6 protein-coding genes are annotated in these 10,934 nt (G+C 59.4%); 4 read left to right on the top strand and 2 right to left on the bottom strand.

Annotated features, from left to right (window positions below):
- Positions 1 to 234: 234 nt before the first annotated feature.
- The gene (galR, locus tag F3I15_RS17180; protein WP_039379986.1) at positions 235 to 1,236 is read right to left on the bottom strand and encodes an HTH-type transcriptional regulator GalR; all 1,002 of its coding nucleotides are present in this window, start codon (positions 1,234 to 1,236) and stop codon (positions 235 to 237) included.
- A 194-nt stretch (positions 1,237 to 1,430) separates the two neighbouring features.
- Between galR and F3I15_RS17175 the strand changes: the two genes are divergently transcribed.
- From F3I15_RS17175 to lplT, 4 genes are all read left to right on the top strand, one after another.
- On the top strand, positions 1,431 to 3,704 hold the full coding sequence (locus F3I15_RS17175; RefSeq protein WP_150018734.1) for a molybdopterin guanine dinucleotide-containing S/N-oxide reductase: 2,274 nt from the start codon (positions 1,431 to 1,433) through the stop codon (positions 3,702 to 3,704).
- A 274-nt stretch (positions 3,705 to 3,978) separates the two neighbouring features.
- Entirely contained in the window at positions 3,979 to 5,709 is a 1,731-nt protein-coding gene (locus F3I15_RS17170; RefSeq protein WP_150018733.1) for a penicillin-binding transpeptidase domain-containing protein, read from the top strand.
- Positions 5,710 to 6,055: 346 nt separating this feature from the next.
- Complete coding sequence (gene aas / locus F3I15_RS17165) at positions 6,056 to 8,206, top strand: bifunctional acyl-ACP--phospholipid O-acyltransferase/long-chain-fatty-acid--ACP ligase (RefSeq protein ID WP_150018732.1); 2,151 nt, start codon at positions 6,056 to 6,058, stop codon at positions 8,204 to 8,206.
- The gene (gene lplT, locus F3I15_RS17160; RefSeq protein WP_150018731.1) at positions 8,203 to 9,399 is read left to right on the top strand and encodes a lysophospholipid transporter LplT; all 1,197 of its coding nucleotides are present in this window, start codon (positions 8,203 to 8,205) and stop codon (positions 9,397 to 9,399) included. The genes aas and lplT overlap by 4 nt, the downstream gene beginning before the upstream one ends.
- A gap of 448 nt (positions 9,400 to 9,847) precedes the next feature.
- Here the strand turns inward: lplT and F3I15_RS17155 are convergent, their stop codons facing one another.
- Complete coding sequence (locus F3I15_RS17155) at positions 9,848 to 10,888, bottom strand: NADP(H)-dependent aldo-keto reductase (RefSeq protein ID WP_039379975.1); 1,041 nt, start codon at positions 10,886 to 10,888, stop codon at positions 9,848 to 9,850.
- Between the last annotated feature and the right edge of the window lie 46 nt (positions 10,889 to 10,934).

The following is a 10,934-nucleotide window of genomic DNA, read 5'->3' as shown; positions in this document are numbered from 1 at the left end:
TAAGGGGCGCGCCCACCCGCCCCTTAGCCCGTCCGCGTGCGGGAACGCCGCTGAAACTGCCGGAAGCCTGGCGGGCGGAACCCCTCCGGCGTCACGCGCTGCCGCACCCAGCCCCGCGCTGCTCAGCACCCAGCCCCGCGCTGCTCAGCGCCCAGCCCCGCGCTGCTCAGCGCCCAGCCCCGCGCTGCTCAGCGCCCAGCCCCGCGCTGCTTAGCGCGCTGCCCGGCGCATCACTTATCCTGGCCCACCCACTGAGTGACGCCGCACCAGCGTCGGACTGAACATATTGGTAACTTCAGGCAGCTCGCTGCCATGCGCCAGCGCAAGCGCCAGCTGTGCCGCTTGCTGCGCCATAGTGACAATAGGGTAGCGCACGGTAGTAAGGCGCGGGCGCACGTAACGTGACACCAGCACATCATCAAACCCGATCAGTGACATCTCCTCTGGTACGCGGATGCCGTTATCACTCAGCACCGCCAGCGCGCCGGCAGCCATCGAATCGTTATAGCAGGCGACGGCCGTCAGGGATTTGCCGCGGCCCAGCAGCTCCGTCATCGCCTGCTCACCGCCTGTTTCATCAGGCTCACCCCAGGCCACCAGACGATCGTTGCAGGGCAGGCCGTGTTCCCGCAGCGCATCGTAATAGCCCTGCAGGCGATCCTCTGCGTCGGAAATAGTGTGCGTAGAGCAGATAAACGCGATGTGCGTATGGCCCTGCTGAATAAGGTGCCGGGTGGCGAGCCAGGCGCCATAGCGATCGTCAAGCGCGATACAGCGTGACTCAAAGCCCGGGATTAGACGGTTCAGCAGCACCATACCCGGCACCTGACGCATCAGCATCTCCAGATCGTCCGCCGGGATTTTCTTGGCATGCACCACCAGCGCCGCACAGCGATGGCGCATCAGCTGCTCAATCGCCTGCCGCTCTTTTTGTTCATTATGGTAACCGTTACCAATCAGCAGAAAGTTGCCGGTCTCGCCTGCCACTTCATCCACCGCTTTTACCATCGCACCAAAAAAAGGATCAGATACATCACCCACCACCAGCCCCAGCGTTTCAGTGGATTGCTGTGCCAGCGCGCGCGCATTGGCGTTAGGGTGATACTGCAGCTGCTCCATCGCCTGGGTTACCGCGAGGCGCGAACCTTCGCTGGCTTTGGGAGAGTTATTGATAACACGGGAAACGGTCGCAACCGACACCCCGGCCATACGGGCAACATCCTTTATGGTAGCCATGCAATTATCGACATCCAGGGAAAACGTTTACACATCGCATCAGTGTTACGGAAAAGCCCCTGAGCCGCAAGCGATCAGAATGCCAGCGTTGTCGCAAAAGCGCGGAAAATCAGCCGCTCACAGGCAGGCTTCTGGCGGACTGCAGCCTCATGCTATGCTGCCGCGCATTCTCTGTTTATCTGCCGGACACTCTCATGAAAACACGCGTGCCGCACCTGGCGCACTGGGGCGCTTTTACCGCCGTAACGGAAGATGGCCGCCTGACAGGCTGCGAACCTTTCTTTGCCGATACCGATCCCTCACCGATGATCCACACCATCCCGGAGCTGGTTTACTCCGACAGGCGTATCCGCCAGCCAATGGTGCGCCGCTCGTGGCTGAAATCGCGCGAGAACAGCGATCGCACCCTGCGCGGGCGTGAAGACTTTGTGCCGGTCAGCTGGGATACCGCGCTCGATCTGGTCGCAGAAGAGAACCGCCGCGTACGCGAGCGCTACGGGGCAGCCGGCATCTTTACTGGCTCTTACGGCTGGTCCTCGGCCGGGCGGGTGAACCATGCGCGGACGCTGGTGCGGCGTTTCTATTTTCAGGGCGGCGGCGGCGTCGATCAGCAGGGCAACTACAGCTGGGGCGCCGCCCAGTTCTTCCTGCCCTATGTGATTGGCACTTACATGCCGCTGACCGGGCGTGTAACCGACTGGCCGCAGGTGGTGGAGCATGCGGAGATTTTTGTCGCCTTTGGTGGCCTGGCGCTGAAAAATGCGCAGGTCGCGTCCGGCGGAGCGGGGCAGCACAGCCTGAAGCCGGCGCTGGAGCAGCTGCGCGCCCGGGGCACCCCGGTAATCAACATCAGCCCGCAGCGCGATGATTGTCCGGCGTGGCTGAACGCCGAGTGGATCCCGATTCGCCCCAATACGGATGTCGCGCTGATGCTGGCGCTGGGCTATGAGATCCTGCGCCACGGCGCCACTGACGACACCTTCCTCGCCACGCACTGCACCGGCTGGCCGCAGCTGCGCGCTTACCTGCTGGGCGAAAGCGACGGCGTGGCAAAAACCGCAGCCTGGGCGAGCGCCATTACCGCTATTCCGGCCGCACGCATCGCACAGCTGGCACAGCAGTTGGCGGGCAGGCGCAGCTTTATGACCAGCGCTTACTCCGTGCAGCGCGCGCATCGCGGTGAACAGCCCTACTGGATGATGATTGCGCTCTCCTGCATGCTGGGTCAGCCGGGCCTGCCAGGCGCAGGCTTCTCATTCGGGCATGGCTCAATGAACAGCGTGGGCAATCCGCGGCAGGAGGGACCGGCGCCGATGATGAGCACCGGGCCTAATCCGGCCAATCTGGCGATTCCGGTAGCGCGCATCAGCGACATGCTGCTGCAGCCAGGCGAACCTTACGATTTCTGCGGTGAGACGCTGCACTATCCTGATATTCATCTGGTGCACTGGGCGGGCGGTAATCCGTTTCATCATCACCAGCAGCTTAACCGGCTGGTCGCTGGCTGGCAGCGACCCGATACGGTGATTGTGCAGGATATTGTCTGGACGCCTGCGGCGCAGATGGCGGACATTGTACTGCCGGTGACCACCACGCTGGAGCGCAACGATATTGGCGGATCGTCGCGCGATCGCTTTGTGCTGGCGATGCACCAGGCCGTCAGGCCGCAGCATCAGGCGCGCAACGACTTCGATATTTTTGCCGATATCGCCGATCGCCTCGGTTATCGCGACCGCTTCACGGAAGGGCGCAATGAGATGCAGTGGATTGAGCATCTTTATCAGCAGTGCGCACAGGCACATGCGCGGCGCGGTATCGCTTTCCCGACCTTCAGTGAGTTCTGGGAGCGCGGGTTTATGGAGATCCCCGAGGGCGGGAAACCCTATATCTTTATGGAGGCGTTTCGCGCCGATCCGCAGGCGCATCCCATCGCCACCGCCAGCGGCAAAATTGAGCTCTTTTGCCAGACCATTGCGGACTATCAGCTGGATGACTTCGCGGGTCATCCCACCTGGCGTGAGCCGCAGGAGTGGCTGGGTGCGCCGCTGAGCAGCGACTATCCGCTGCATATGATTTCAGTGCAGCCTGCCAACCGGCTGCACAGCCAGCTGGATGCAACCCCTGCCGTTCAGGCCAATAAAACTGCCGGGCATGAGACGCTGTCGATGCATCCGCAGGATGCCGCGCAGCGCGGCATTGCCGACGGGGAGGTGGTTGAGGTAAGCAACGCGCGCGGCCGTATGCTGGCCGGCGTGCGCCTGACCGACGGTGTTGCGCCAGGCGTACTGATTATCGCGACCGGTGCATGGTTCGATCCCGGCTTTGGCGGCACGTGGCAGCCGTGGGATCGCGCCGGCAACCCGAACGTACTGACGCTGGATATCGGGACCTCCTCCCTGACGCAGGGACCGAACGCTATGAGCTGCCTGGTGGAAGTCAGAAAACATCACGGTTGCACAAACCACTAACAATCTCACCGCTGGTTACATTTTGCGGGCAACTGTTGCGTTTAAGCAGGTGCAGGGCTGTCAGCTGGCTTGCTACAGTCAGGGTCCCAGAGGTATTGATGGGTGAACATCAAAACGTTTTCTTGATTACACCAACCTGCGCAGATGCGCAGGTTTTTTTTGTCCGTCATCTCTGCAAATAACTGAAACACAGTTTTCCTGTCAACTTGTCAGGCCTTTCTTTATAACAGCCGATAACCAGTCTGGATAACGACTCTCACCGCAGCGGAATGCTATGCCTCCGATTAAAAAATTTCTGGGTAAAGACCAGATTAAAGCCCCGTTTAACCCGTTTCGTTTTCGTCTGATCTGTCTGGGCGTGCTGACCTGTATGGGACTGCTGCTCGCCCGCGTTGGCGATCTGCAGCTGATCAACCACCCGATGCTGGAGCATGAAGCGGATCAGCGCTCACTGCGCACCGTTACGCTGCCCACGAATCGCGGCACGCTGCTGGATCGCGACGGCCAGGCGCTGGCGCTGAGCGTACCGTCGCGCGACATCATCGCCGATCCTAAACGGGTGCTGGAGGCGAATCCCGACTTCAGCAGCGCAAAGTGGGGCTATCTGGCGGCGGCGCTCAGCATGCGGCCGGAAGATCTGCAGGCGCAGATTACGGCTAACCCGAAAAAACGCTTTCTCTATCTGGGCCGCAAAATTGAGCTGGGGATCGCCAAAGATATCGCCGAACTGCACCTGAAAGGGATCAGCTCGGTCTATAACGACAGCCGGTTTTATCCGATGAGTGAAGCGGCTGCGCCGCTGATTGGCATTGTGGGAGCTGACAGCAACGGGCTTAACGGGCTGGAGAAAGGGTTTGATCGGGTGCTGCAGGGCGAGCCGGGCAAAGAGGTCTATCGCCAGGATGGCGAGGGCAATATCATTTCAATGATCGACTATGAGCCGCCGAAGCAGCCGCCCACGGTGCAGCTCAGCATCGACAAATTTGATCAGTTTACCCTCTACAGCAGGCTGCGCGACGGCGTGCTGCTGAACAAAGCGGACTCCGGCGCCGCGGTGCTGGTGAAGATCGATACCGGTGAAATTCTGGCAATGGCATCGTATCCCTCATTCAACCCGAATAATTTCGACAAGGCGACACCCGCCCAGATGCGTAACGTCGCCATCAATGACAGTTTTGAACCGGGCTCAACGGTCAAACCGCTGGTGGTGATGGAGGGCCTGGAGCGCCATCTGGTCAGGCCTGACTCGGTGATTGATACCACCCCCTACAGCGTCAATGGCCATCTTATCCGCGACGTCGGCCACTGGCCGCGTCTCACCATGACCGGCATTTTGCAAAAATCGAGTGATATCGGCGTATCGCACATTGCGCTGGCGATGCCGGCGGAAGCGCTGGTCAACACCTATCAGGCATTTGGGCTCGGCAAGCCTACCGGACTGGGATTAACCGGCGAGAGCGTAGGCTACTTTCCGCTGCATCGTGAGCGCTGGGCGGACATTGAACGTGCAACCTTCTCCTTTGGTTATGGCCTGCGCGTGACGCCGCTGCAGATTGCGCGCGAATATGCCACGCTGGGCTCGTTTGGCGTTTATCGTCCGCTGTCGATAACCAAAGTCACACCACCGGTGCTGGGCAAACAGGTGGCCAATCCGCAGATTGTACAGACCGTGGTGCATATGCTGGAGAGTGACGTGCTGCCGGGCGGCACCGGTATCAAGGCTGCGGTACCGGGTTATCGCCTGGCGACCAAAACCGGTACCGCAGAGAAGATGGGCAGCAGCGGCAAATATGATGGCGGTTACGTGAACTATACCGCCGGAATTGCGCCAGCCAGCCACCCGGAGGTGGCGCTGGTGGTGATGATCAACCATCCGACCGCGGGCGATCACTTCGGCGGCTCGGTGGCCGCGCCCATCTTCGGCAATATTATGGGGCCGGTGCTGAAGCACATGAACATTGCGCCGGATGCGCTTTACAGCAAATCGCAGCCAGATAAATCCTAGCTAAATCAAAATGTAACCAGTAAGAGGCACTGTTCACACCTGGTTGCATTTCGCTGAATACGGTTGCGTTTAGCCGCTGTTATTTTCCCGGCTGCTGCGCGACGATAGCGATCCCAGAGGTATGATTGGTGTAAAGATCGGCTGCTGCGGCAGCGATACCTGTACTGCGGGTATAACCCTGTTCGGTTGCACCGACCCACGCAGACGCGTGGGTTTTTTTTATCTTTTTTCTGCGGCCCCGCGTCGCAGTTTGTCAGGGGACCCGCTTTAATTCTGCTCTGTACTTGTCGCCGCCCTGCAAATCCTGCAAGGTAATTACCATTTTTGACTTTGCTAAGGAGCTGGCATGCTATTTGCCATTTTGCGCACTCTCTGTCGCCTGCTATGGCGCGTGGAACTGCGCGGCGATCTTACGGCGCTGCATAAAGAGAAAGTGCTGATCGCGCCTAACCATATGTCCTTTCTGGATGGCGTGCTGGTTGCGCTGTTTTTACCGATCAGGCCAGTATTTGCGGTCTATTCTGCTATCAGCACCCGCTGGTATATGCGCCTGCTGAAACCGATTATCGACTTTGTTCCGCTCGATCCCACTAAGCCAATGTCGATCAAACATCTGGTTCGCATGATTAATACCGGCCGCCCGGTGGTGATTTTCCCGGAAGGTCGTATCACCGTGACCGGGTCGCTGATGAAGATCTACAGCGGTGCCGGCTTTGTTGCGGCGAAATCGGGCGCGACGGTGGTGCCGATGCGCATTGAGGGAGCGGAGTACACGCCGTTTGGCCGTCTTGGCGGAGTGTTTAAGCGTCGCCTGTTTCCCCGAATTACGCTGAGCGTGCTGCCAGCGACCCATATTCCGATGCCGGAGGCGAAACGCGCCCGCGACCGGCGCGTGCTGGCAGGTGAACACCTGCACCATATTATGATGGAAGCGCGCATGGCGGTGCGCCCGCGCGAAACGCTGTACGAAGCTTTTCTCAGCGCGCGTACCCGCTACGGGCTGACCAAAGCCTGTATTGAAGATGTGAATTTTCAGCCGGACAGCTATACCGGACTGCTGAAAAAGGCGCTCGGGGTGGGACGTATTCTTGAGCGCTACAGCCGGCAGGGAGAATATATTGGTCTGCTGCTGCCTAATGCTACCGTGACCGCGGCAGCGATCCTCGGTGCATCCATGCGCGGGCGCGTCCCGGCCATGCTGAACTATACGGCTGGCGTCAGCGGCATGCGGGCCGCGCTGACCGCCTCGCAGGTAAAAACCGTGTTCACCTCACGCCAGTTTCTGGAAAAAGGCAACCTGTGGCATCTGCCGCAGGGGCTGACTGAAGTCGAATGGGTTTATCTCGAAGATCTTAAAGAGACGGTAACGCTGCAGGATAAGCTGTGGATCTTCGGCCATCTGCTGCTGCCGCGCCGGGCACAGCTGGCGCAGCAGCCGGAAGAGGCGGCGATGGTGCTGTTTACCTCTGGCTCGGAAGGCCATCCCAAAGGGGTGGTGCATTCCCATAAGAGCCTGCTGGCTAACGTAGAGCAGATCCGCACCGTGGCCGACTTTACGCCGCGCGATCGCTTTATGTCAGCGCTGCCGCTGTTTCACGCCTTTGGTCTGACGGTTGGTCTGTTTACGCCGCTGCTGACCGGCGCGCAGGTTTTCCTCTATCCCAGTCCGCTGCACTATCGCGTTGTGCCGGAGCTGGTGTATGACCGCAACTGCACCGTTCTGTTCGGTACGTCAACGTTTCTGGGTAACTACGCGCGCTTCGCCAGCCCCTATGATTTTGCCCGTTTGCGCTATGTGGTAGCCGGTGCGGAGAAGCTGCAGGAGGGCACGCGCCAGCTCTATATGGAGAAATATGGCATTCGCATTCTGGAGGGCTATGGCGTCACCGAGTGCGCGCCGGTTGTGGCGATCAATGTGCCGATGGCTGCCCGCACGCATACCGTTGGCCGTCTGCTGCCCGGCATGGATTCCCGTCTGATTTCAGTGCCGGGCATTGAGCAGGGTGGTCGGCTGCAGCTGCGCGGCCCGAATATTATGAATGGCTATCTGCGCGTTGACGCGCCCGGCGTGCTGGAACCGCCCGTGGCGGACAACGGCGAAGGTGTGATGGAGGCGGGCTGGTATGATACCGGTGATATTGTCAGCTTCGATGAAGGCGGTTTTTGTCAGATTCAGGGCCGGGCGAAGCGCTTTGCCAAGATAGCGGGTGAGATGGTGTCGCTGGAGAGCGTTGAACAGATTGCGCTGAAAGCCTCCGGCGAAAAACAGCATGCCGCCTCGCTGCGTCCGGACGGTAATCGTGGCGAAGCGCTGGTGCTGTTTACCACCGACAGCGAGCTGACGCGCGATCAGCTGCTGCAGGCGGCGCGTGAAACCGGTGCGCCAGAGCTGGCGGTGCCGCGCGATATCCGCGTCATGAAACAGCTGCCGCTGCTGGGCAGCGGTAAGCCAGACTACGTCACTCTGAAGCAGCTGGCAGAAGAGGAGAGAGCATGAGCCAGCATGAGGAGGCCCGCGCTCCGCTGCTGTCGCGCGGTATGATTGCCGTGATAGTGGCGCAGTTTTTTTCCGCTTTTGGTGATAACGCGCTGCTGTTTGCCACGCTGGCGGTGCTGAAAAATCAGTTCTACCCCGACTGGAGCCAGCCGATCCTGCAGATGCTGTTTGTCGCCACCTATATTCTGCTGGCACCGTTTGTCGGGCAGATGGCCGACAGCTTCGCCAAAGGACGGGTGATGATGCTGGCGAATAGCCTGAAGCTGCTGGGGGCGCTGACCATCTGCTTCGGCTTCAATCCGTTTCTCGGCTATACGCTGGTGGGCATCGGCGCGGCCGCTTACTCGCCGGCGAAGTATGGCATTCTGACGGAAATCACCAGCGGTGAACGCCTGGTGAAAGCCAACGGGCTGATGGAGGCATCGACCATCGCGGCCATTCTGCTCGGTTCAGTAGCGGGCGGGATACTGGCGGACTGGCATCTGCTGATGGCGCTGGCCGCCTGTGCGCTGACCTACGCGCTGGCGGTCGTCGCCAATCTCTTCATTCCCCGCCTCAGCGCGGCGCGTCCGGGTCAGAGCTGGCATGCGCTCGGGATGCTGCGCAGCTTCAGCAATGCAGCACGCCAGCTGTGGCATAACGGCGAGACGCGTTTTTCCCTGCTGGGTACCAGTCTGTTCTGGGGAGCAGGGGTCACGCTGCGTTTCCTGCTGGTGCTCTGGGTGCCGGTGGCCTTAGGCATTACCGATAACAAAACGCCCACCACGCTCAACGCCATGGTAGCGATAGGGATTGTACTGGGCGCGGCGGCAGCAGCTAAGCTGGTGACGTTGCAGACGGTGCGGCGCTGCATGCCGGCAGGGGTGCTGATAGGGGTGATGGTGGTGCTGTTTTCGCTGCAAACCACGCTGCTGAACGCTTATCTCCTGCTGATGGCGATCGGCGCCCTGGGCGGTTTTTTTGTGGTGCCGCTCAACGCACTGCTGCAGGAGCGCGGTAAGGCGAGCGTGGGCTCAGGCAACGCGATTGCCGTGCAGAACCTTGGTGAAAATAGCGCCATGCTGCTGATGCTGGGCCTCTATACGCTGGCAATTAAGCTCGGTGCCCCGGCGGTTGCCACCGGCACAGGTTTTGGCATAGCGTTTGCCGCCGCAATCGCGCTGCTGTGGTGGAAATCGCGTCCCTCGCCGTAGGGGCCGCATTTATGCGGCCCTGGTGCATTCAAAGGGCGTCATTAATGACGCCCCTACGAATTCGCACTGCATGATTCAACATTCCCGTAGGGGCCGCATTTATGCGGCCCTGGTGCATTCAAAGGGCGTCATTAATGACGCCCCTACGAATTCCCATCGCGTGATTCAACATTTCCGTAGGGGCCGCATTTATGCGGCCCTGTCGCATTCATGCGGCCCTGGTGCGTTCAAAGGGCGTCATTAATGACGCCCCTACGAATTCGCACTGCATGATTCAACATTCCCGTAGGGGCCGCATTTATGCGGCCCTGGTGCGTTCAAAGGGCGTCATTAATGACGCCCCTACGGTAATTCCCGTCGCGTTTATACGATTACCGCCGTAAAAAAAAGGGCGTCATTAATGACGCCCTTACGTTAATCTCCGCCGTATTTATATAACCCTGAAAAATTACGGTGCGGGATAGGTATACTGCCGGTGGATGGTTTCCAGCGCTTCCAGCACATCGGCGTTCAGCGTCAGATTAAAACTCTCCACATTCGTTTTCAGCTGCTCCAGCGTGGTCGCGCCCAGCAGGGTACTGGCAACAAACGGCTGCTGGCGCACATAGGCGAGGGCCATTTGCGATGGATCCAGATTATGCTGCTTTGCCAGGTCGACATAGGCGGCGATCGCCTGTTGCGACTGCTCACTGCTGTAGCGGGTAAAGCGGCTGAACAATGTATTGCGCGCACCAGCAGGCTTCGCGCCATTCAGGTACTTGCCACTCAGGGTACCAAATGCGAGGCTTGAGTAAGCCAGCAGCTCCACGCCTTCATGCTGACTAATCTCAGCCAGCCCAACCTCAAAACTACGGTTCAGCAGGCTGTAAGGGTTCTGAATCGTCACAATCCGCGGCAGCTCATGTTTTTCAGCCAGCTGCAGATAGCGCATTACGCCCCAGGCGGTCTCATTTGAAACGCCGATGTAGCGGATCTTACCGGCGCGCACCTGTTCGGTCAGCGCTTCCAGCGTCTCCAGCAGCGTCACGGTCGCAGTACTTTCGCTGTACTCATAGCCCAGCTTGCCAAAATAGTTAGTCTGACGCTGCGGCCAGTGCAGCTGATAAAGATCGAGGTAGTCGGTATTCAGACGCTTCAGGCTGGCATCCAGCGCCTCGCGAATGTTTTTGCGATCGAGCGCCTGATGCGGGCGGATCAGCGCGTCGCTGCCGCGAACCGGACCGGCGACTTTGCTGGCGAGGATCACTTTATCGCGGCTGCCGCGCTTTTTCAGCCAGCTGCCAATATATTGTTCAGTTAATCCCTGGGTTTCAGGACGCGGCGGAACCGGGTACATCTCTGCGGTATCGATCAGATTAATGCCCTGGCTCACAGCGTAATCGAGTTGTTCGTGGGCGTCGGCTTCGCTGTTTTGCTCACCAAACGTCATCGTGCCTAACCCCAGTTGACTGACTTCCAGCGTACTATGGGGGATACGGTGATAATGCATTGCCGGCTTCCTTTTTTCATTATGAAACGGAATGTTCTGTCCTTTT

Source organism: Pantoea sp. M_9, assembly GCF_008631385.1.
In the GTDB taxonomy this organism is placed as follows: domain Bacteria; phylum Pseudomonadota; class Gammaproteobacteria; order Enterobacterales; family Enterobacteriaceae; genus Pantoea; species Pantoea eucrina.
The sequence above is the reverse complement of the archived record's forward strand: the minus strand, read 5'-3'. Positions and strand labels throughout refer to the sequence as shown.

Coding starts and splice junctions, on each gene's coding strand:
- galR (WP_039379986.1), bottom strand. CDS start 1,236: ATGGCTACCATAAAGGATGTTGCCCGTATGGCCGGGGTGTCGGTTGCG.
- F3I15_RS17175 (WP_150018734.1), top strand. CDS start 1,431: ATGAAAACACGCGTGCCGCACCTGGCGCACTGGGGCGCTTTTACCGCC.
- F3I15_RS17170 (WP_150018733.1), top strand. CDS start 3,979: ATGCCTCCGATTAAAAAATTTCTGGGTAAAGACCAGATTAAAGCCCCG.
- aas (WP_150018732.1), top strand. CDS start 6,056: ATGCTATTTGCCATTTTGCGCACTCTCTGTCGCCTGCTATGGCGCGTG.
- lplT (WP_150018731.1), top strand. CDS start 8,203: ATGAGCCAGCATGAGGAGGCCCGCGCTCCGCTGCTGTCGCGCGGTATG.
- F3I15_RS17155 (WP_039379975.1), bottom strand. CDS start 10,888: ATGCATTATCACCGTATCCCCCATAGTACGCTGGAAGTCAGTCAACTG.